This is a genomic window from Acidicapsa borealis (assembly GCF_059115245.1).
Window position 1 is genome coordinate 2498030 of record NZ_JCACNY010000001.1, and the last position, 20771, is coordinate 2518800.

The window sequence follows — 20771 nt, forward strand, 5'->3', positions numbered from 1 at the left end:
GGCAGATTAGGATAGCCGCGTCGATCTTTTCTCTCTCAGCCACGCACGGAACGGCTGGCAACATCCACGGTTGCACGTTACCGTTCAAACTAACCCGCAGCTGCCTGAGTGCTGCATGGCTGATATTCAAAACATAGAGGTCAAGAATGATTTCCAGACGCGATTTTCTTTCGACAGTCGGAACGGGCGTTGCCGGCGCAGCCATTGCTTCCTCTGCCCGCAGTTACGCGCAGATCATGGGCTCAAACGATCGCCTGAACTTCGCTGTCATCGGCCTCAACAGCCGCGCTTACGCGCACCTCTCTTCGCTCAAGGCCAACAGCGCGAACGCCCGCATCACGCATGTCGCCGATGTCGACTCGACGATCCTGACGAAGTTCGCCAGCGCTACAGAAAAAGAATTCGGCACTGCGCCCAAGGCTGACAAGGACTTCCGCAAGGCTCTCGAATCGAAAGATGTCGATGTCATCACCATAGCCGCTCCCGACCACTGGCACACGCCCATGTCGCTGCTCGGTATGCAGGCAGGCAAGCATGTCTATGTCGAAAAGCCATGCAGCCACAATGTGCACGAGTGCGAACTTATCGTCGCCGCGCAGAAGAAGTACGGCAAGCAGGTCCAGATGGGAAACCAGCAGCGCTCCTCGCCGCATACGATTGAGATCGTCAAGAAGATTCACGATGGCCTCATCGGCCGCGCCTACTATGCGAAGGCCTGGTACTCCAACACCCGCAAGTCCATTGGTCATGGCAACGTGATCTCGGTGCCCGCAACGCTCGACTGGGACCTCTGGCAAGGCCCCGCTCCACGCCGCCCTTACACCGATAACATCCACCCCTACAACTGGCACTGGTTCCGCATCTACGGGACCGGCGAGACGTTGAACAACGGCACTCACGAAGTTGATGTCTGCCGCTGGGCTCTCGATGTTCACTACCCTGAACGCATCACGGCATCGGGTGGCCGCTACGCCTTCAAAGACGACTGGCAGTTCTACGACACGCTCGTCACCAGCTTTGAATACCAGGACAAGCTCATCTCCTGGGAGAACATGTGCAGCAACGGCATGCCTCTCTACAATCGTGACCGAGGCAGCGCCATTCACGGCACCGAAGGCACGGTGATCGTTGACCGCGACGGCTACGAGGTCCGCGATCTCAAAGGCAAGCTGCTCAACGAATTCAAGGTCAAGCAGGATGCGACATCGAGCGCCGATCTGGTCGGCCGCGATTCGATGACCGACCTCCATTTCAAGAACCTCATCGACGGCATTCGCAACGGAACAAAGCTCGACTCACCCATCGATGAAGGCAGCGTCTCGGTAGCTACATTGCTCATAGCCAACATCGCCTGGGAAGTACAGCGCGAAATCAAGCTCGACTCCGCCACCGGCGCAATCGTCAATGATCCGGAAGCCACCAAACTGTGCACCCGCACCTACGAAAAAGGCTGGGAGCCGCACGTCTAATCTCTGCGCTGTGTCACCTTTCCATGGAGAACACCATGAACCGCCGCCAGCTTCTGAACTCTGCCGCTATTGCTGCCACCGTCAGCGCATTGCCGCGCTTCTCCAACGCCGCACCCGCTCCGGACAACACGTCCCCGATACGTCTGGGCATTGCCAGCTACACCTTCCGCAACTTTGACCAGGCGCATCTCATCCAGTTCATGAAGACATTGAAGACGCCCTATCTCAATGTCAAAGATGTGCACCTGCCGATGACGCCTCTCGACCAGGTTGCGCCGCGCGCGGCCGAGTATCGTGCCGCAGGCCTGCAACTCAGCACCGGCGGCACTATTTCGTTCCTTGTTGATACCGATGAAGACGTACGCAGCAAGTTCGAGTACTGCAAAGCGGCAGGCATCACGCTCATCGTCGGCGCCCCCACGCATGAAACGCTGCCGCGCGTTGAGAAATTCGTAAAGGAATACAACATCCGCCTCGGCATACACAACCACGGCCCGGAAGACAAGCACTTCGCCTCACCGCTCGACGTGCTCGCAGCGATCGACAAGCTGGACCCGCGCATCGGCTGCTGCATCGACGTAGGCCACACCATGCGCACCGGCACAGACGTTGTGCAGGCCATTCTCAAAGCTGGCCCGCGCCTCTTCGATATCCACATGAAAGACCTCGCCATCAAGACCGACAAAGAGAGTCAGGTAGCCGTCGGTGACGGCCTCATGCCTGTCCGAGAAATCTTCCAGACGCTCATCGCTCTGCGCTATCAAGGCAACGTCGACCTCGAATACGAAATCTTCCCAGACGACCCAATGCCTGGCGTCATCAAGAGCTTTGCTTACATGCGCGGAGTCCTCGCCGGCATGGGCTACAAAGGATGATCAACACCGCGCGGACGCGCGCACTGGTTGCCTTCGCCGTATGCGCGGGAATTGCGTTCACTCATGCAGCATCGGCTCAGCCGCAACTCACGCGCTACCACGAAGTCCACCGCGCCATGGGCACGGAATTCACGATCGATCTCTACGCAAAGGATGTAGCAACCGCCGCACAGATCGCCGATGAAGCCTTCGAAGAGATTGACCGCCTTGAAGCGCTGCTCAGCAACTACCGCCCTTCGAGTGAGCTCTCTCGCATCAGTCGCGAAGCAGGCAATGGCCCCATCACCACTGATCCTGAGACATTCGCCTTCCTAACCCGCTCCCAATACTGGAGCCAGCAATCGAACGGCGCATTCGACATTACAGTAGGCCCGCTCCTGCGTGCCTGGGGATTCTTCTTTCACGGCGGCCGCATCCCGTCCGACGCAGAGCTGGCCGCACTCCGCAGCAAGATCGGCTGGCAGAACATCGCACTCGACGCGAGCACCCGCTCCGTGCAGTTCCGCAATCATCAGCCGATGGACCTCGACCCAGGCAGCATCGGAAAGGGCTTCGCGGTAGACCGCGTCGTTGCTCTTCTTCGGGAACGCGGCATCCGATCCGCATTCATCTCCGCAGGCAACAGCACGCTCTACGCCATCGGCGCCCCGCCCAATGAAACCGGGTGGCCAGTCAACATCCCCGACCCTGCAACACCGGGCAAGATCTTCGATACGATTCTGCTCAAAGATGAATCCCTCTCCACCGGCGCATGCACAGAAAAGTTCTTCATCCAGGACGGCCATCGCTACTGCCACATCTTCAACCCGCTCACCATGCACCCCGTCGAAGGCATGCTGCAAACCACCGTCATCGACCCCAGCGCCACCGATAGCGACGCGCTCTCGACTGTTGCCTTCGTTCTTGAACCAGCAGCCTCGCGCACATTCTTCGAGCGACTCAACTCAGCGCGGGTTCTTCTCTTCACCAAAGGCCCGACCGGCCCATCTTGCCTCGCGATCCACTGGCTCGATGAGGCCTGCAGCACAGCTACTCCGTCGAACAAATAGGACAAGGAGAACGAATGATCGACCGCCGCCTCTTCCTGCAGGGCCTGTCCGCCTCTGCCTTTACCACATCGGCGCTTTCTCTGGCCCAGAGCCCTGCAGAAACGGACACAGAAGTAGCCAAGCAAACCGCCCCCACCCGCGATAGCACTCCCATTCGCCTCGGCATCATCGGCCCCGGCAGCCGCGGGCAGGAGATGATCCGCAACTTCCTCCGTGTCCCCGGCGTCACCATCACTGCCGCCGCCGACGTCTATGAGCCGCGCTTCGATCAACTCAACCACCTCTGCGGCTATCAGGTCGCGAAGCACACGGACTACCGCGCCCTCCTCGACCGCAAAGACCTCGACGCTGTCATCGTCGCCACCCCGCTCGGCTTGCACGCAGAACACGTCCTGCCCGCGCTAGCTTCAGGCCATCACGTGTACGGCGAAAAGACCATGGCCTACACCGTCGAAGATGCCCGCAAGATCGTAGCCGCGACCGCCGAGCACAAGCGCATCTTCCAGGTAGGCCACCAGTACCGCTACTCTCCGTGGATACGCGCCGCCATCGCGCGCGTTCAGCAAGGCGAAATCGGCGACGTCACACACATCATGGGTTACTGGAACCGCAACAACAGCTGGCGCCGCCCCGTCCCTGACCCGCAATTCGAACGCCTCATCAACTGGCGCCTCTACCACCAGTGGTCCCTCGGCCTCATCGCCGAACTCGGCTCGCACCACATGGACATCGCCAACTGGGTCTTCGGTTCCACGCCTACAGCTGCGCTGGCCTCAGGCTCCATCTGCCACTACCACGACGGCCGCGAAACCGACGACAACGTGCAGGTCGTCCTCACGTATTCCGAAGGCCGGCGCTTCATCTTCACCTCCATGACCAGCAACGCCAAGATGGGCGACCAGCTCTGGCTTTATGGCACCAAAGGCTCCCTCAATCTCACCCTCGAAGATGCAACCTTCTTCTATGAACCCCGCCAGATCGCTCCCGTGCCGCACGTCACTAAAGGGGAAGAGAGAGGCGTTACGACCAGCGCCTCTTACCGCCCCGGTGGCGAGATGCCCTACCGCGGACCCGGCAAGCCAGTAGAGATTGCCACCGCCGAAGACCCGACAACGGTCGCAGCGCGCGCCTTCATTTACTGCCTGCGCAACAACGCCACACCCATCGCCAACGTTCACGTCGGTCTCGGTTCAGCACTCTGTGTCGTGCAAGCCGACCAGGCCCGCCAGCAGAACAGGGAAGTCGCTGTACCATCTTCGACAGCGTAAACAGCCTTTGGCTTCTAAGATGTTCGGGATCGAAACAAAGCAGTAGAGGAGCAGCATGACGACTTCGAGACGCACTTTCCTGGGACACGCAGCAGCACTCACCGCCCTCGCCACACCAGCCATGCGCAGCTTCGCCAAAGCCTCGCAGTTCAAGGTCGCCGTCATTAGCGATGAAATCTCGCAGGACTTCGACCACGCCTGCTCCGTCATCGCCAATGACTTTGGCCTTCACTATGTCGAGCTGCGCGAGATGTGGGGCAAGAACCTTCAGGTCTCCACAGACGCCGAGATCGCTGAAGCGCAGAAGATCCTCGCGCGCTACAAACTCACCGTCACCGACATCGCAAGCCCGCTCTTCAAAGTCGACTGGCCCGATGCGCCCAAGTCCGAATACAGCACGCAGAAAGACATGCACGGCGCCGCTGACACCAGCTTCAAGAAGCAGGATGAAGTCCTCGAACGCAGCATCTCTCTCGCCAAGCAATTCAAGACCGACAAGGTCCGCTGCTTCGACTTCTGGCGCATTGAAAACGTCGCGCCCCATCGCGCCGCCATCAACCAGAAGCTCACTGAAGCTGCGGCGGTCTGCGCAAAGCAGAACATTCAGCTCGTCATCGAAAACGAGTTCGCCTGTAACACCGCGACAGGCCGCGAAGCAGCTGCAACCCTGGCCGGCGTCCCCGCCTCCAACTTCTTTCTCAACTGGGACCCTGGCAACGCCGTCATGCGCGGCGAGCTCGACGCCTTCCCCAACGGCTGGGACGCGCTGCCGAAAAACCGCATCCACCACTGCCACTGCAAGAACGCAGTGAAGGGGACAGACGGCAAGATCGAATGGGCCCCAGTAGACAAGGGCTTCGTCGATTGGACCGCCCAGTTCCGCGTCCTCAAGCAAGCGGGCTATAGCAACGCCGTCAGCCTCGAAACTCACTGGCACGGCGGAGGCACTCCCGAGGCCTCCACCCGCATCAGCTGGGCGGGCATGAAAAAGTGCCTCGAACAGGCAGACGCGAGCTGATCCCGGAGCTTAGATCCCCAGCAGCCGCCGGTTCTGCTCCGCGTCCGCACTTCCGGCGGCAAAATCATCAAACGCCTTCTCCGTCACACGAATAATGTGCTTGCGGATAAACTCCGCTCCCTCGCGTGCCCCATCCTCACCATTCTTCAGGCAGTCCTCCCACTCCAGCACAGCCCAGCCGGGATAGTCATACTGCGCCAGCTTGCTGAACACCGCGCCAAAGTCCACCTGCCCGTCTCCCAGTGAACGGAACCGCCCCGGCCGCTCGACCCAGCCCTGATATCCCGCATAGACGCCGGACTTGCCATTGATGCGAAACTCCGCGTCCTTCACATGGAATGCGCGAATGTGAGCGTGATAGTGATCGATGAAGGCCAGATAGTCCAACTGCTGCAGCACCATGTGGCTAGGGTCAAACAAGATCCGGCAGCGCGGATGATTCCCCACCGCCTCCAGGAATCGCTCAAACGTCACTCCATCGTGCAGATCCTCGCCAGGGTGCAGCTCATAGCAGGCATCCACGCCAGCCTCTTCAAAGGCATCTAGAATCGGCCGCCACCGCCGCGCCAGCTCCGCAAAGGCTTCCTCGATAAGCCCCGCAGGCCGCTGCGGCCAAGGATAGAAGTAGGGCCACGCCAGCGCGCCTGAAAACGTAGCATGTGCCGTCAGTCCAAGATTGCGGCTGGCCTTCGCCGCCAGGCGAAGCTGGTCTTCAGCCCACGCCCGCCGCGCCTTCTCATCGCCATGCACCTCCTTCGGCGCGAACGCACCGAACTGCGCCGAGTACGCAGGATGCACCGCGATCAGCTGTCCCTGCAGATGTGTCGAAAGCTCAGAAACCACTAGCCCCTTCTCCGCCAGCATCCCCGAAATCTCATCGCAATAAGCAACGCTCTCCGCCGCCAACTTCAGATCAAAAAGCCGCGCGTCAGTGGTAGGCAGCTGCACCGCCGCATACCCCAATCCAGCAGCCCAATCCGCAATCGCCGGCAAGCTGTTAAACGGCGCCTCATCTCCAGCAAACTGCGCCAGAAAAATCCCCGGTCCACGCAAAGTCTTCATCGTTTCTCCTCAATTCCATAAATCCGTGCACAATTCCCACCCAGAATTCCATCCCGCTCCGACAACGAAAGCTGCCCAATAAAGTCAGTGACAATCCCCATCGTCGTTGCATAATCAGCCGCAAGCGTACAAACCGGCCAGTCCGAACCAATCATCAGCCGACTCGCGCCAAAGGCCTCCAGCGCCTGCTCCAGGTAAGGATCGAAATCCTCACGCCGCCACGCAGCCCACTTCGCCTCCGTCACCATCCCGGAAAGCTTGCAGGCGACATTGGGGAACTCTGCCAGCCGCTTCAAATCGTCGTCCCACGGCGAAAGAACCCCATCCGCAATCCGCGGCTTGGCAACGTGATCCAGCACAAACCGCTGCTCCGGAAACTCCCGCACCAGCTCCACCGCCACCGGCAGATGTTTCGGATACAGCAGCAGATCATAAACCAGCCCGGCACCGGCCAGCTTCCCAATTCCGCGCCGGAACTCAGTCCCCATCAGGAAGCGGTCATCCGGCTCGTCCTGCACCACATGCCGCACACCCACCAGCTTGGGATTCCCGGCAAACTCCGCCAGCTCTTCATCCAAAGGGTCCGATCGCAGATCCACCCAACCTACTACCCCGCGAATAAAGGGGTACTCCGCAGCCAGCTCCAGCAGCCACCGCGTCTCGTTCAGCGTCTGGCTGGCCTGCACCGCCACGCATCCGTCGAAACCCGCAGAGCGAAGCAGCGGCTCAAGCTGCGCAGGCAAAAAGTCATGCTTCAGCGCCCCCATAGCCTCCGACATCCACCCATGATCCACCGGGCTATACCGCCAGAAATGCTGATGCGCATCGATTCGCGTCATCCTTCAAAGCCTCCAAACAACCCAGTCAGCATATCCGACGACACCAGCAGGCTGGCCACGGCGAATGTACCGGTGGAAACGTCACCATACTGCATATAATGGCTGAGACCAAACTATGACCCACACAAATCACTATTCCCGCCGAGACCTTCTACGTTCCGCCGCTGTAAGCGTCGTAGCCCTCCCGCTCATCCCCACAGCCAACGCCATGGCCGATACGTATCCGTCGAAGCGACCAGCCCCGGCGCAGCGCAAATTCCGCAGCAAGGCCGTCGACGCCGCCATCACCTCCGTCTCCGCCAAAATCGCCGATCCCGAACTAGCCTGGCTCTTCGCCAACTGTCTCCCCAACACCCTCGACACCACAGTCGAACCCGGCACCTACCAGGGCAAGCCGGACACCGTCGTCGTCACCGGCGACATCAACGCCATGTGGCTCCGCGACTCCTCAGCCCAGGTCTACCCGTATTTGCCCTTCTTGAGCACCGACGCCGAACTAGCCACCCTCATCCAGGGCGTCATCCACCGCCAGGCCCGCTGCATCCTCATCGACAGCTACGCCAATGCCTTCATGGCCAACCTCGACAGCCCCGAACCCCTCGACTGGTCCAAGACCGACACCACCAAAATGACCAAGGGCGTCGGCGAGCGCAAATGGGAGGTCGACTCCCTCTGCTATACCGTCCGGCTCGCCCACCGCTATTGGAAAGAAACCCGCGACACCACCCCGTTCGACGATACCTGGCATCAGGCGCAGAACCGAATCCTTGCCACCTTCCGCGAACAGCAGCGCAAGACCGGCCCCGGCCCCTACTCCTTCCAGCGCACCGCGAACAACCCCACCGACACCCTACCCGGCTCCGGCTTCGGCAACCCCTCCCGCCCCATCGGCCTCATCCACTCCGGCTTCCGCCCCTCGGACGACGCCTGCATCTACCCCTTCAACATCCCCGGCAACTTCTTCGCCGTGCAGACCCTGCACCGCATGGAAGAAATGCTCACGGAGATCGCGAAGGACACAGCCTCCGCACGCGAAGCCGCCAGCCTCCGCGCGGAAATCGAAGCCGCCCTCAAGCAATATGCCGCAGCACAACACCCCGTCGCTGGCCACATTTATGCCTACGAAATCGACGGCTACGGCAACAACCTCTTCATGGACGACGCCAACGTCCCCAGCCTCCTGGCGCTGCCGTACCTGGGTGCCTGCTCTCCATCGGACCCGCTCTATCTCGCCACTCGTAAGTTCGTCCTCGGCCCCAACGATCCCTACTTCTTCAAAGGCACAGCAGCCGAAGGCATCGGCGGCCCGCACATCGGGCAGGACATGATCTGGCCCATGGCCATCATCATGCGTGCCCTCACCACCGAAGACGAAAAAGAGCAGCTGGAGTGCCTCCACCAGCTCAAAACCACCCACGCCAACACCGGCTTCATGCACGAGTCCTTCAACAAGGACAACCCGGCAAAATTCACCCGAGAGTGGTTCGCCTGGGCCAATACCCTCTTCGGCGAGCTGATCCTGACCCTCGATAAGAAGTCGCCCAAACTCCTCGCCATTCGTAACGTCTAGAGCGGACCTCAAAACAGATCAGCCGTGCTCCACATAAGGGAGCACGGCTGAGTGATTCGATAGTTGCAGTTGCTTTTCTTGTTGTCATTCCCAAAGGGAATCTGTTTCCGTATACAGGAAACTCAAACGTCGTAACAGCGCCAAACCTTAGCCAAATCCATTACGAACTCGTCGACCGGACCAGAGCCAAGGATTTGCGCACCGTCGACAGTGCGGGGCAGGGAATCGGTGGAGTAAACCTCAACGCACCGTCGGTACGGGTCAACCAGCCAGCCGAGCGACGAGCCATTGCGAATCCAGCGTTCCATCTTTTCCCGTGTCTCGGCCAGACTGTCGGTTCGTGACAGCAACTCGATTACAAACGCGGGGCAGAGATATGGCGTATGCGCTATATCAGCCTTGGTCAAGCCCGTCAGTTGCCCAGTTGCCACGTAGCCCGCGTCGGGACTCATCAAAGAGCCATCATCCAGAAAAAATCCCGTGCTGGAATCGAATATCCGTCCACGCTGATGTGTGTGCCACCAGTTTCCAAGTTGGCGAATGATCTCAGAATTTCCATGCCCAGTCAAAGCCCCAGTTGGTGGGTTCACCCGAATCACTCCATCGCTAGTCCGCTCAATCTGCACATCCTGATTTCGGGCACAAAAAGCCTCCAGCTCCGCATCCGACATCGGAGGATCGACCACCAGGTTGCGAGGCACCAGACTAGCCTCAAAGCGCACCAGCGTACTCATACAGTCATTCTACCCCGGATCAATTCTCGATTGCTCTTGCTGATCCCTATTCCCTGGCGCGTCCAAGCGCCCGCCGAATCTCCTCAGCCGCCTGCTTCCCCTGCAACGCCGCCCCCTGCTCATCGAAGTGCACAGAGTCCCTATAAAGGTCGGCATGTTTCTTCATGAGGGAATACTGATCATCTACCGCAATTCCGCTCCCCTTCAAAGCAGCTTCAGCCAGGGCATTGCGCGCTCCCACCCGGGCATTCGTCGGTCCCGGTTCTTTGTCGGCTTTCACAGCTGTGATCGTCGCCCAGATCAGCTTGGCATGCGGAGCAATCGCGTGCATCTCCTTCACCAACGAACCGAAAGCCGCCCGGTACTCCTCCTCGGAGTAATCCCAGCCATGCATTCCATTGTTGAAATGCACCACGCTGAAAGAAACTCCCTGACCCGAAGCAAATGCATCGACCTGCTGCTCCAGCCGCGGATCTCCAACAGAAGCAGAAGTCGCCATCAGGTAGACATTGGCTACCCCATCCAGCGCCTTCGTCGCGTCCGGAAAATAGTTCCGTGTAATGGAGTCTCCCAGCAGCAACACATTCGGCAGCTTCGCATCCGGATGTGCCGGCCGGACCTCCCAAGTCCACTCAACCTCTTCTACCCGGGTAGCCGCCTTCTGCGCCCATCCAACACTCTGCCCAATCATCAGGAGCATCGCCCCAAGCATCACCGCGAGTTTTCGATTCAATCCTCACCCCGAATTTCAGTCTATGATCGCGCCTGTTTCGAAAATAGGTCTATTCGAACCAATCCGGGTCAAGATCCACCCGGCCGTTCTGCATGAGGATGCCGGCATATTCCCTCGGAGGCGCGATCGTCCCGAAAAATCTGCGCTCAGCCACTGCGCCGAAATTGGTCCCGAGGTGCGGCGAGACTGGATCGTAAACCAATCGATCGTCACTCACGACCTCGCCCAGATACTTTCCTTCAAGATCGGCGAATACCCCTTCCTGTACTTGACGGCCAACGTGTTTTCCACCCGGCGCATACAGGTCCGGGCCGTTCAGGCTCGCGATATGTCTCCCTTTGCTATCGAACAGGTGCTTCATGTGCAGACCTCCAGACATGGCCAACATCATAGCCCGTCGATCCCTGTTCGATGCTCCAAAAAGAGTGCCTGTTGCTCTCTGAACCCAGCTGCGCCTCCAGCGTTTGGTGATGATGACTTCGTATTTCGACCCGGAGCCTTTATGGTTGAAATCGAGTCATGAAGTCCATCCTCACCCGCGTCGCCCTCACTCTCCCCGTCGTCTGGGTCGTAGTCTCGCTTGTCTTCCTGCTCATTCACCTGGTACCCGGCGACCCCGTCCAGCAGATGCTCGGTGAAGGAGCAACAGCCGCCGACCTCTCCGCCCTGCGCCACCAGTACGAACTGGACCTGCCGCTGCACACGCAGTATCTCCACTACTGGCGCAACGTCCTCCACGGCGATTTGGGCCGCTCCATCCGCCTCAACGACACCGTGACGCACCTCATCTCCACCCGCTATCCCTACACCATCGAGCTCACGGTCACCGCCCTGATCGTAGGCCTCCTCCTTGCCGTCCCCGCCGGGGTCTTAGCCGCAGTCCGCCGCGGTCGCTGGCATGACCAGTCCATCGGCCTCGTCAGTCTGCTCGGCCTGTCGATCCCTTCCTTCGCCCTCGCGCCGATTCTCGTCCTCATCTTCTCCATCCGCCTTGGCTGGCTACCCGTTTCGGGAGCGGCACCCGGCTCAGCATTTCTAGGGCTCTTCTCAGGCAATGGATGGAAGTACCTCGTCCTTCCCACCGTTGCCATGGGAGTTTCGCTCGCCGCCATCCTCACCCGCATGGTCCGCACTGCCATGCTCGAAGAGCTCAACCGGGACTACATCCGCACCGCCCGCGCCAAGGGCCTCAGTGAAAACCAGGTTGTCTACCGCCACGCCCTGCCCAACGCCCTCGTGCCCATCGTCACTGTTGTCGGCCTGCAATTCGGCGCGTTGCTCGCCGGAGCCATCGTGACTGAAACCATCTTCAGTTGGCCCGGTCTTGGACGCCTCGTCGTCAGCGCCATCTCCGGCCGGGACTACGCGCTGGTGCAGGGAAGCCTCCTCGCCATCGGCCTCACCTACGTCCTCGTCAACCTGCTAACCGACCTGACCTACCGCCTGGTCAATCCGCGCATGAGGGGCTGACCAGAACTCGCCTTTCGGCCTGCCTGGCACCAACCCATCCGTCACTCCCAAAAGCAACTGTGGATTGCACAACCTCGCACGCCGATTGCGCAACGTGAGACGCGGATTGCGCAACGCGAGATACCGATTGCGCGTTGTGGTACATCTATTGCGTAATTTCGATCAGGACTTACAGCGGTTCACTCGATCAAGACCGCTTGAATTTAGTCCCGGGCCGCCTGGTTCATCATCGTCAGCGCCAGCAGCAGAATCCGTCGCAATCCAAGTTCCCGGTTCGTCGCCGAGTACCATTCGCCCCGGGTATGCGCCCCGCCACCATCGCCGCCCGCTCCCAGTGAAACCGCCGGAACCCCCAGCGACAGCGGGATATTCGCGTCCGTCGAACCCAAACGCAGGTCGGTTCTGAGCCCGAGATGGCGGTCCACCGCTCGCAACGATTCCAATAAAGCGGAATTGTGGGGCAAGCTGGCAGCAGGTCGATCCCCTATTTTTTCTATAAGATAGCTGATGCGATTACGACTCAACTTTATGTCCCGCTTCTTCTCTCTCCGCGCATCCGCACCGTTGGCGGCATCGACCGCATCCTCCACGCAGCGGTGGAGTGCAACCTCCAGCCGCAGAAGTTGCTCAGGATCGGTAGAGCGAAAATCCAGCGCTGCGACAGCGCTCTCGGGAATGGAATTGACTGAAGTTCCGCCGGAAATGGTTCCCACGTTCATGGTCGTCCGCGGCTCATCCGGGCCGTTCGAAAGCGGCAATTCAGCCATTCGAGCCAGAGCTAATGCCATGATCGTAATCGGGTTAGGCGTCCCCGCATCGGTAAAGCTGTGTCCGCCGGGGCCGCTGATTTTCACCTGGAACCGCCGGCTGCCCAGCGCCTGCGTCACTGCCGTCTCAGCCCCGGCTCCGTCAAGCACGATATGCGCGGCGATCCGGCCCGAATAAGGCGAATTCTGGTAAATCCGCCGCACCCCGCGCAGGTCGCCCTCACCCTCCTCACCGACGTTTCCAGAAAAAACAAGTCCAAATTCTCCAGTAGTTTGCGTGCCAAAACTTCGACGGAGCGCATGGGCAATCCCCAGCATTCCGATCACGCCGGCAGCGTTGTCGCAAGCTCCTGGACCTTCGAGCCGGTCACCATCCACGATCGGTTTCAGCGGCGTCGAAGCCGGGAAAACCGTATCGAGGTGCGCCGAAAGCAGCACCACTGGAACGCTCTCTCCAACTGCGACCAGTTCCCCAAAAACGTTGCCGATGGAATCAGTTACAACCGATTCCAAACCTGCTTCTTTAAATTTATCGACCATCCAGGCGGAGCGCTTTTCCTCACCAAACGGAGGCCCCGGAATGGCCACGAGCTCAGCCTGCCAGCGCATCATCTGCTGCCCATTGAGATGCAGCCAGCGAAAAGCCTCGTGCAGCGGACGCAACTCCGCCAGCGCCGTCACCCGAGAAAACGCCGAACTGCGTCCCAGCAAAGCCATCGTTACCTTCAGGTTATCAGCGAACGTCCAAGGATCCGGCGGCTGCACCACGCGCTACAGCAACGATTCTGCCGGGTATTCCACGGAGTGCAGAAACAAACCCTTTGCCGGCGCCGTCGGTCCAGCGGCGGATCGCGCCCTGGCAGCAAGGATGCCCGGCATTGCATCGGCTGCGAACTGTCCGCGGCCAATCTCCAGCATCGTACCCACGAGATTACGCACCATGTGGTGGAGAAACCCGTTGCCACGAACGCGGTAGACCAGAAGATCACCGGGTTCGGCGGACCAGGCTGAAGAGAAGATCGTCCGGATCGTCGAAGGACCGTCCTCATCTCCCCGAGTCACAAGGTCCGGGTCGCTGGCCGCCAGGCTGACAAAGTCATGCTCGCCTACCACCTCCAGCGCTGCCTGCTCCAGCCGCGAAAGATCCAACGGCCAGCGGCAGGCGTGCACGTAGGGCGCGAGAAAGGGCGAACAGAGCTCCCCGCGAAAGATCCGGTATTCGTAGGTTTTTGCTTCCGCGGAGTGGCGGGCGTGAAAGCCGTCGCCAACCGGCAGCGCCTCCAGCACCTTGATCGATGCCGGCAGGGTACGATTCAGAGCCCGCAACAGATTGCCGGCGGGAATCGGCGCCTTGAGCGCGAAACTGGCTACCTGCCCCAGCGCATGCACACCGGCATCGGTCCGGCCAGAGCCCTGTGGCAGCGGAGACTCTCCCAATACGCGGTGCAGGGCCGACTGCAACTCGCCCTGAACGGTCCGCAGACCGGGTTGCACCTGCCAGCCGTGGAAGCCGGTGCCGTCGTACGTAAGTGTGAGTTTCCAGTTCTGCATGGGCGTCCGAAGCCACAGCATAGCGCATCCGCTTCAACCCACAGGACTTGAGCTCCCGGCAACCCGTGCTGGGATATACTCAGCTTTTCCGGCGAAGCTACCCCGGAGCCGATCGCAAGAGTTCCGGAAAGTCTCATCCGCGATGTGCGCCCCGGTTCCCCGGTGCTTTTTACGGGAACGAATTCAGAGACGTGGACGTATCCGTTTGGTAGCTGAAACATGCCGGCAAAACACCTGTAGACCCGGATGGCGAATACTGGCTGGCAAGTACGGAGTAAGGAAACTGTTGGGCCGGACCTTGTTTGCTGTCGAGATTCGCGACGCGGAGTGAATGCGTCTGGAATGCCCGGGTAAGCGTCTTGATGTGAGGCACCCCACATGCCACACATGCCTCATGTACCAGTGGAGAGGATTCATGCATTTGTACCCGAATCGTGTAGTTGCGCAGGAGAAGAGCGAGCAGATGGACGAGCATATCGATATGGCCAGCAACGGCAAGGCCCGCAATTTCAAGAGCAGCACAGGGCGCTTACGCGCCGTTGCCGTGGCATTCCTGGGACTCTCAACCGCTATGCCTTCGGGCTTTGCCCAGCAGACTGCGCCACAGGCAGGCGATAAGGTATTGAACGAGTTACCCGCCGCGCCGGCCCCTGTCGCTACCGAGCCGTTGTTCCTGCGCGACACCATGAAGGACTACACCAAGCCGCATGGTTTCTTTCCCAATCCGATCAGGATTTTCACCGGACCGGACGTTCCCGCAGCCAACTTCATGAACTCGCTGCGCCTCAACGACCTGGTGAAGAACGGCAAGATCTATCTGAGCCTCAGCGATGCCATTACGCTTGCGCTTGAGAACAACTACGACCTCGCCATTGCCCGCTACAACCTGGATATTGCCGACACGGATATCCTGAGGGCCAGGGCTGGTTCCACGCTGCGCGGCGTCAATTCCGGACTGGTAGAGAACACGCTTGGCGGCACCACCCAGACGATCACCGTTGGCGGTGGACCAGGTGGCACGTCAGCCGGCGCTGCGACCGGCAGCTCGGGCCTCGTTGTGTCGACGGACGGAGCAGGACCGCTGCCTGAGAACCTCGATCCCTATATCACCAGCACAATCCAGCTCGAGAGGGCGAGAGCTCCCCAGGCCAACCCGCTCTTCGCGGGCAATGAACCGGATATCACGTCGAATACCAACGAATATAACTTCGGCTATAACGAAGGCTTCATCACCGGCACCAATCTGCAGGTGGGATTGCAGAACACCCGCACTACAACCACCAGCCCCAACTCCAGCTACAGCCCGTTGCTCCAGTCTGTCTTCAAGGCGACGGTGACGCAGCACCTCTTGCAGGGCGGCGGAATCTGGGTCAACAAGCGGTTCCAGCAGGAAGCGATTTACGATCGCCGCATTACAGATTCGGCGTTTCGCCAGCAGATTCTCTATACCGTGAATCAGATCGAGAATATCTACTGGTCGCTGGTTTCGTCGTATGAGGATTTGCAGGCCAAGGAGCGCGCGCTGGAGCAGAGCAGCAAGGTTGCCGCGGACGATCGCAAGCAGCTGGAGATCGGCACCATGGCTCCGCTCGATGTCGTGACGGCAGATTCATCGGTCGCAGCAGACAAGCAGGCCTTGATCAGCTCGCAGAGCAACCTGAACTACCAGCAACTGATCATCAAGCAGGCGATTGCGCGCAATCTGAACGACCCAGCTTTGATAGCCGCGCCAATCATCCCGACTGACCGCGTAAGCCTGGACGAGCTGCCGGAAGAGAAGCAGAGCGCAGACGAGCTGGCCAAGATCGCCTTCCAGCAGCGTCCGGAACTTGAACAGGCCCTGCTCTCGATCAAGAAAGATGAGATCACCCTGCGCGGCGCCAAGAACGCTCTGCTGCCAGTTGTCGACGGATATGCGTTTTATGGATCGAGCGCCCTGGGCGGTCATCAGAGCCCTTATGCCAAAGACTTTTTGACCAATAATCCATACCCAGCAGGTACCTTCCCGACCATCGGGTACGGCACCGTGCTGGAGAATCTCTTCAATAGCCGGGACCCCGACAAGGGTGTTGGCTTCAACGTGAACATTCCACTGCGTAACCGCACCGCACAAGCGGACCGCGCCCGTTCGCTGATCGAATATCGCCAGGCGCAGTTGCGGCTGGAGCAGCTCTACACCGAGATCAAGATGCAGGTGATCAACCAGCAGTTCGCGCTGACTAACGATCGCGCTGCCGTGCTGGCCGCGGAGGCTTCGCAGAAGTTCAATGCGCAGAGCCTGGACTCGGAACAGAAGAAGCTACATCTCGGTGCTTCGACGACCGCGCTGGTTCTGCAGCAGTCGCGTAACCTGGCCACGGCAGAGAACAGCCTGACCGCTGCCCGGGCGGCGTATGCCAAGGATCGTGCCAGCCTCTATCAGCTGCTGGCCACGACGCTTCAGCACTACGGCATCAACCTGAACGAAGCTGCTACCGGCGTAGTGAATACCGTGCCTGTGATTTCCGGGCTCGAGCCAGCCAAGCCGACGAAGGAGCCGACCGTTCCAAAGACTCCGGCGACGGATCCGGCCCAGAATCCGGCTCCAGCGAATCCTCCAGCGAACCCTCCTTCAAACTAACCAGCTGGACCTAACAACACAAAAGCCCGACTCCTTCGAGGAGCCGGGCTTTTTGCTGGTCCGAACAATTACCGTTCGGCGACGAAATCAAGCAGGTCGAAAAACTCCGGGAAGCTGATGTTGGCGGACTCAGAGCCGTGGATCAGCGTCTCCCCGGTGGCGCGGAGTGCCGCGACGCTGAACGCCATGGCAATGCGGTGGTCTCCGCCGGAGTCGATAGTGGCGCCGTGCAGCTTTTGGCCGCCGGGGACATCCATTCCGTCCTCATGCTCTGTCACTTCAGCGCCCATCGCGCGCAGGTTCTGCACGACCAATGCGATGCGGTCGCTCTCCTTGACGCGCAGTTCCTTGGCATCGCGGATGCGAATGCCGCCGCGTGTGTAGGGAGCAATCGCCGCAAGCACCGGCAGCTCATCGATCAGTTGCGCGGCCAGCGCCCCGGAGACAGAAGTGGTGCCCAGGCCTTCAGCAGGTGAGGTGATCTGCACCGTGCCGACCAGCTCGGAATGTTTGTCTTCAAGATTGAGCACGCTGATCTGGGCGCCCAGCGAAGTCAGCACGTCCAGCAGCGTCGCGCGCGTCGGGTTCAGGCCGAGGGAGTCGAGCAGCAGTTGCGAGCCAGGGAAGATGGCTGCGGCGCAGAGGAAGAATGCTGCCGAGCTGATATCCCCCGGGACTGAGGCTTCGATGGCCTTCAGCGTCTGCGGCCCGCGGATGCTGACCGAGTCCACGCTGCGATCAACCTGCGCTCCAAAGGCGCGAAGTGCTAACTCACTGTGGTCGCGGGTGCGGATGCTTTCGCGAACGGTCGTCGTGCCTTCGGTCTGCAGGCCGGCGAGCAGGACGCACGTCTTCACCTGGGCGCTTGGTACCGGCGTGGTGTAGTCGATGGCCTTGAGTTTGCCTCCGCGAATGGTGATCGGGGCGTGGCCGTCGGTCAGCGTCAGGTCCGCTCCCATCTCCGCCAGCGGCGTCTGGATGCGCTTCATCGGCCGCCGGGTAAGGGAAGCGTCACCGATGAGGGTGAACTCACCCTCCTGCGCCGCCAGCAGCCCGGAGATCATGCGCATGGTCGAGCCGGAGTTGCCACAGTCCAGCGGGCCGCCGGGCTGCCCGACCTTGCCGCCGACGCCCGTTACTTCCACGATGCCGTCTTCGCGGCGATTCACGCTCGCGCCCAGCGCTTCCATGCAAGCCAGCGTCGAGGCGCAGTCTGCCCCGGTTGAAAAATTGCTGAAGCGCGAAGTGCCCTCCGCAAAAGCCGCCAGCATCCCGTAGCGGTGGCTGATCGATTTGTCGCCCGGCAGGCGAAGGCTGCCGTAGATGTTCGTGGCAGGGCGGATGAGGCGTTCTTCTGTAGCGGTATGCATGGGTCCTCGAGATTGACGTATCTCTATGAGTCTATCGAATCGGAATCAGGCGATCGCCAGGCGGCGGCTGGAAGCTAGCGTACGCACAGCACCAGAATCGTCTCGTCATCGAAGCGCGGCTGCCCGGCCTGGAAGCGGCCCACGTCGGCAAAGATGGCGTCGGCAATCGCCGCCGCCGGCAGGTGCCGGTGGCCGCAGAGGATCAGCTGCAGCCGGTCAGTCCCGTACATTTCGCCCTGATTGTTTTCTGCGTCGGTAATGCCGTCGGAGATGAAAACGAAGGCGTCGCCTGGTTGCGCGGAGACGGAAAATTCCTCGTACTCCGCTCCCGGAAACATCCCCAGCGGCAGGCCCTCGGCGCGCAGTGTGTTGATCTCGCCGCCTCGACAGAAGATCGGCTGCACCGCGCCGGCGTTGGCCACTTCAAGCGTGCGATTGTCATCGTTCCACACGGCGTAGAGCATCGTCACATACTGCGAATCCAACCGCCGCTCCTGCAGCGCCTCATTGAGCAGCGACAGCATCGCTCCAGGCGAAGGTTTCTGCGCAGTGGCTGCCCGCATGATGCCGCTTACCAGCGCCGCAAACAGCGCCGCAGGAGCCGCCTTGCCGCTTACATCGCCCAGGATGATTGCCGAGCGGTTGCTGTCGTATTCCGCGAAGTCATAGAGGTCGCCACCGATCGACCGCGCCGGCAGAAAACGTGCGGCAAACTCGGCGTTTGTGTGTTGTGGCAAGGTGGACGGAAGCAGGCGCAGCTGTACCTGCCGCGCCATCGAAAGATCACGCTCAAGCTGCTGCTCGTGCCGCACTACCTGCTGATAGAGCCGGGCGTTTTCAATCGCAATGGCGATCTGCGCGGCCAGCGTGGTCAGGGTCCGTTCATGCCGCTCATGGAAGTAGCCGATCTTCACGTGTTCGAGGTCGAGCACGCCGATCACGCGGTTCTTGTAAAACAGCGGCACCACCATCTCCGAGCGCGACTCGGGATTGACCATGACGTACCGCGGATCCTTGCTCACATCCGGCACGTTGATGAGCCGCCACTCGTTGACTGCCGCTCCAACGAGGCCAGTCCCAATCGGCAGCCAGGTCGAAGGCGTGCTCGAATGCCCGAAGCGCCACGTATAGCGCAGCACCAGCCGGTCTCCTGCCGGGTTGACGAGCATGATGGTGAACATCTGGTAGTCGATAATCCGTCGCAGCAGTTGCCCAATGCGTTCAAAGAGCTGGTCGAGATCGAGAATCGACGTCAGCTCCGTCGCAATCTCGTTCAGCACTTCCAGCGCCTGCGCCTGTCGCGTCACCTTCGAGTACAGCCGCGCATTCTGGATCGCCTGCCCAATGCGCGAGGCCGTCAGCGTGAGCAGGTGCAGATGCTCGGGACGAAAGTAATTCGCCTCTTCGCTCTCGATGTCGAGGACGCCGATCACCTTGTTCTTGTTGATCAGCGGAACGGCCAGCTCGGAGCGCACGCATTTGTTCGCCGGAATGTAATTCTCAAGCTGCGAAACATCATTGACCAGGATTGCCTTGCGCGTCAACGCAACCTGTCCAACGACGCCCTCACCCAGCGGAATCGGCTGACGCTCGATCTCCGGCGTATGGCCGATCTGGAAGCGCATGCGCAGCTCCTTGCCGCGCTCATCGAGAAGCAGGATCGCAAAAATTCGATACTCGATCACCGAGCGCACAAGCTCTGCCGTTCGCTTCAGGAGAGTGCGCAGGTCGAGTGTATTGTTCAGCGCCTCGCTCAGCCCCAGGAGGTAGCCATAGTCTGCCTGCTCGATGCGCACGTTGATCGGATCGAGATAGGTTCCGGCCGCGGGACGATAATCTCCCTCAAGCTCCGGCTCCTCCTGCCCAGGGACAGGGACAGGGAGGGAGCTGGGAGCTTCCGGTGCAGATACAGGGAGTTGGGGATCGTTCGCCATTCGGAGTTGATTGTAGCGGAATCAGCCAGCCGGAGCATCGCCACAATCCGCAGTGTGCTTTCATAAACGATACCTTGACTATCTACAATCACTTGTGTAGATAATCACAGTATGGGAAAACCAAGCGATCTCGTCCAGGGCACTCTCGATCTGCTGATTCTGAAGACTCTCTCCATGGAGCCGCGCCACGGCTGGGCCATCGCCAAGCGCATCCAGCAGATCTCCGGCGAAGTGCTGCAGGTGCAGCAGGGATCGCTCTACCCGGCACTGCACCGGCTCGAGCAGCAGGGATGGATCACGGCCAAGTGGGACGAAAGCGAAACCGGCCGGCAGGCCAAGTTCTACTCACTCACCGCTGCCGGACGAGCCCAGCTTGAATCCGAAACCGCCCAGTGGAGCCGCCTCTCGCAGGCCATCAACATCGTTATCCAGGAGGCGTAGC

At 60.2% G+C, this 20771-nt stretch carries 18 protein-coding genes; 9 read left to right on the forward strand and 9 right to left on the reverse strand.

Features of this window, described 5'->3' with window-relative positions:
• Positions 1-146 precede the first annotated feature (146 nt).
• From AC5S27_RS10345 to AC5S27_RS10365, 5 genes are read left to right on the forward strand one after another with little or no spacing between them, the layout of a single operon-like run.
• Complete coding sequence (locus AC5S27_RS10345; RefSeq protein ID WP_493934489.1) at positions 147-1469, forward strand: Gfo/Idh/MocA family protein; 1323 nt, start codon at positions 147-149, stop codon at positions 1467-1469.
• A gap of 35 nt (positions 1470-1504) precedes the next feature.
• The gene (locus AC5S27_RS10350) at positions 1505-2344 is read left to right on the forward strand and encodes a sugar phosphate isomerase/epimerase family protein (protein WP_493934490.1); all 840 of its coding nucleotides are present in this window, start codon (positions 1505-1507) and stop codon (positions 2342-2344) included.
• Entirely contained in the window at positions 2341-3393 is a 1053-nt protein-coding gene (locus tag AC5S27_RS10355) for an FAD:protein FMN transferase (protein WP_493934491.1), read from the forward strand. Before AC5S27_RS10350 ends, AC5S27_RS10355 begins: the two co-directional genes overlap by 4 nt.
• A 14-nt stretch (positions 3394-3407) precedes the next feature.
• Positions 3408-4661, forward strand: coding sequence for a Gfo/Idh/MocA family protein (locus tag AC5S27_RS10360; protein ID WP_493934492.1), 1254 nt, complete (start codon positions 3408-3410; stop codon positions 4659-4661).
• Positions 4662-4716: 55 nt separating this feature from the next.
• Positions 4717-5679 carry a sugar phosphate isomerase/epimerase family protein gene (locus tag AC5S27_RS10365; RefSeq protein ID WP_493934493.1) on the forward strand — a complete coding sequence of 321 codons (963 nt, stop codon included), beginning with the start codon at positions 4717-4719 and terminating at the stop codon, positions 5677-5679.
• Positions 5680-5688: 9 nt separating this feature from the next.
• Here AC5S27_RS10365 and AC5S27_RS10370 read toward each other — a convergent pair whose 3' ends face one another.
• On the reverse strand, positions 5689-6741 hold the full coding sequence (locus AC5S27_RS10370; protein ID WP_493934494.1) for a sugar phosphate isomerase/epimerase family protein: 1053 nt from the start codon (positions 6739-6741) through the stop codon (positions 5689-5691).
• Positions 6738-7580: an amidohydrolase family protein gene (locus AC5S27_RS10375; protein WP_493934495.1), complete on the reverse strand. Its 843-nt coding sequence runs from the start codon at positions 7578-7580 to the stop codon at positions 6738-6740. Before AC5S27_RS10375 ends, AC5S27_RS10370 begins: the two co-directional genes overlap by 4 nt.
• Before the next feature lie 115 nt (positions 7581-7695).
• Here AC5S27_RS10375 and AC5S27_RS10380 point away from each other — a divergent pair, with 115 nt between their 5' ends.
• On the forward strand, positions 7696-9150 hold the full coding sequence (locus AC5S27_RS10380) for a glycoside hydrolase family 125 protein (protein WP_493934496.1): 1455 nt from the start codon (positions 7696-7698) through the stop codon (positions 9148-9150).
• 122 nt (positions 9151-9272) lie between these two features.
• On the opposite strand, the gene AC5S27_RS10385 is transcribed toward AC5S27_RS10380, so the two are convergent.
• Genes AC5S27_RS10385 through AC5S27_RS10395 form a run of 3 tightly spaced genes read right to left on the reverse strand, consistent with a single transcriptional unit; the run spans position 9273 to position 10978 of the window.
• Entirely contained in the window at positions 9273-9884 is a 612-nt protein-coding gene (locus tag AC5S27_RS10385; protein ID WP_493934497.1) for a Uma2 family endonuclease, read from the reverse strand.
• Between the two features lie 46 nt (positions 9885-9930).
• Positions 9931-10617, reverse strand: coding sequence for an SGNH/GDSL hydrolase family protein (locus AC5S27_RS10390; RefSeq protein WP_493934498.1), 687 nt, complete (start codon positions 10615-10617; stop codon positions 9931-9933).
• 49 nt (positions 10618-10666) lie between these two features.
• Positions 10667-10978 (reverse strand): hypothetical protein, encoded by a 312-nt coding sequence (locus AC5S27_RS10395; RefSeq protein ID WP_493934499.1) that lies wholly within the window; start codon positions 10976-10978, stop codon positions 10667-10669.
• A gap of 158 nt (positions 10979-11136) precedes the next feature.
• On the opposite strand from AC5S27_RS10395, the gene AC5S27_RS10400 reads away from it, so the two are divergent.
• Positions 11137-12087, forward strand: a complete 951-nt coding sequence (locus AC5S27_RS10400) for an ABC transporter permease (RefSeq protein ID WP_493934500.1) — start codon at positions 11137-11139, stop codon at positions 12085-12087.
• Between the two features lie 203 nt (positions 12088-12290).
• On the opposite strand, the gene AC5S27_RS10405 is transcribed toward AC5S27_RS10400, so the two are convergent.
• Both AC5S27_RS10405 and truA read right to left on the reverse strand, forming a co-directional pair.
• Positions 12291-13571, reverse strand: coding sequence for a M20/M25/M40 family metallo-hydrolase (locus AC5S27_RS10405; RefSeq protein ID WP_493934501.1), 1281 nt, complete (start codon positions 13569-13571; stop codon positions 12291-12293).
• A gap of 54 nt (positions 13572-13625) precedes the next feature.
• Entirely contained in the window at positions 13626-14426 is an 801-nt protein-coding gene (truA, locus tag AC5S27_RS10410; RefSeq protein WP_493934502.1) for a tRNA pseudouridine(38-40) synthase TruA, read from the reverse strand.
• A gap of 394 nt (positions 14427-14820) precedes the next feature.
• Here truA and AC5S27_RS10415 point away from each other — a divergent pair, with 394 nt between their 5' ends.
• Positions 14821-17025, forward strand: a complete 2205-nt coding sequence (locus tag AC5S27_RS10415) for a TolC family protein (RefSeq protein ID WP_493934503.1) — start codon at positions 14821-14823, stop codon at positions 17023-17025.
• 68 nt (positions 17026-17093) lie between these two features.
• On the opposite strand, the gene aroA is transcribed toward AC5S27_RS10415, so the two are convergent.
• Entirely contained in the window at positions 17094-18395 is a 1302-nt protein-coding gene (aroA, locus tag AC5S27_RS10420) for a 3-phosphoshikimate 1-carboxyvinyltransferase (RefSeq protein ID WP_493934504.1), read from the reverse strand.
• Between the two features lie 74 nt (positions 18396-18469).
• Positions 18470-20329 carry a SpoIIE family protein phosphatase gene (locus AC5S27_RS10425; RefSeq protein ID WP_493934505.1) on the reverse strand — a complete coding sequence of 620 codons (1860 nt, stop codon included), beginning with the start codon at positions 20327-20329 and terminating at the stop codon, positions 18470-18472.
• Between the two features lie 111 nt (positions 20330-20440).
• Between AC5S27_RS10425 and AC5S27_RS10430 the strand changes: the two genes are divergently transcribed.
• Positions 20441-20770, forward strand: coding sequence for a PadR family transcriptional regulator (locus tag AC5S27_RS10430; RefSeq protein WP_493934506.1), 330 nt, complete (start codon positions 20441-20443; stop codon positions 20768-20770).
• Position 20771 lies beyond the last annotated feature (1 nt).

Bases quoted from the DNA above. Each gene is read 5' to 3' on its own strand.
- AC5S27_RS10365 (WP_493934493.1), top strand. From the start codon at position 4,717: ATGACGACTTCGAGACGCACTTTCCTGGGACACGCAGCAGCACTCACC.
- AC5S27_RS10380 (WP_493934496.1), top strand. From the start codon at position 7,696: ATGACCCACACAAATCACTATTCCCGCCGAGACCTTCTACGTTCCGCC.
- AC5S27_RS10405 (WP_493934501.1), bottom strand. From the start codon at position 13,571: ATGGCTTTGCTGGGACGCAGTTCGGCGTTTTCTCGGGTGACGGCGCTG.
- AC5S27_RS10385 (WP_493934497.1), bottom strand. From the start codon at position 9,884: ATGAGTACGCTGGTGCGCTTTGAGGCTAGTCTGGTGCCTCGCAACCTG.
- AC5S27_RS10400 (WP_493934500.1), top strand. From the start codon at position 11,137: ATGAAGTCCATCCTCACCCGCGTCGCCCTCACTCTCCCCGTCGTCTGG.
- AC5S27_RS10355 (WP_493934491.1), top strand. From the start codon at position 2,341: ATGATCAACACCGCGCGGACGCGCGCACTGGTTGCCTTCGCCGTATGC.
- AC5S27_RS10350 (WP_493934490.1), top strand. From the start codon at position 1,505: ATGAACCGCCGCCAGCTTCTGAACTCTGCCGCTATTGCTGCCACCGTC.
- AC5S27_RS10425 (WP_493934505.1), bottom strand. From the start codon at position 20,329: ATGGCGAACGATCCCCAACTCCCTGTATCTGCACCGGAAGCTCCCAGC.
- truA (WP_493934502.1), bottom strand. From the start codon at position 14,426: ATGCTGTGGCTTCGGACGCCCATGCAGAACTGGAAACTCACACTTACG.
- AC5S27_RS10345 (WP_493934489.1), top strand. From the start codon at position 147: ATGATTTCCAGACGCGATTTTCTTTCGACAGTCGGAACGGGCGTTGCC.
- AC5S27_RS10430 (WP_493934506.1), top strand. From the start codon at position 20,441: ATGGGAAAACCAAGCGATCTCGTCCAGGGCACTCTCGATCTGCTGATT.
- AC5S27_RS10360 (WP_493934492.1), top strand. From the start codon at position 3,408: ATGATCGACCGCCGCCTCTTCCTGCAGGGCCTGTCCGCCTCTGCCTTT.
- aroA (WP_493934504.1), bottom strand. From the start codon at position 18,395: ATGCATACCGCTACAGAAGAACGCCTCATCCGCCCTGCCACGAACATC.
- AC5S27_RS10395 (WP_493934499.1), bottom strand. From the start codon at position 10,978: ATGAAGCACCTGTTCGATAGCAAAGGGAGACATATCGCGAGCCTGAAC.
- AC5S27_RS10375 (WP_493934495.1), bottom strand. From the start codon at position 7,580: ATGACGCGAATCGATGCGCATCAGCATTTCTGGCGGTATAGCCCGGTG.
- AC5S27_RS10370 (WP_493934494.1), bottom strand. From the start codon at position 6,741: ATGAAGACTTTGCGTGGACCGGGGATTTTTCTGGCGCAGTTTGCTGGA.
- AC5S27_RS10415 (WP_493934503.1), top strand. From the start codon at position 14,821: ATGCATTTGTACCCGAATCGTGTAGTTGCGCAGGAGAAGAGCGAGCAG.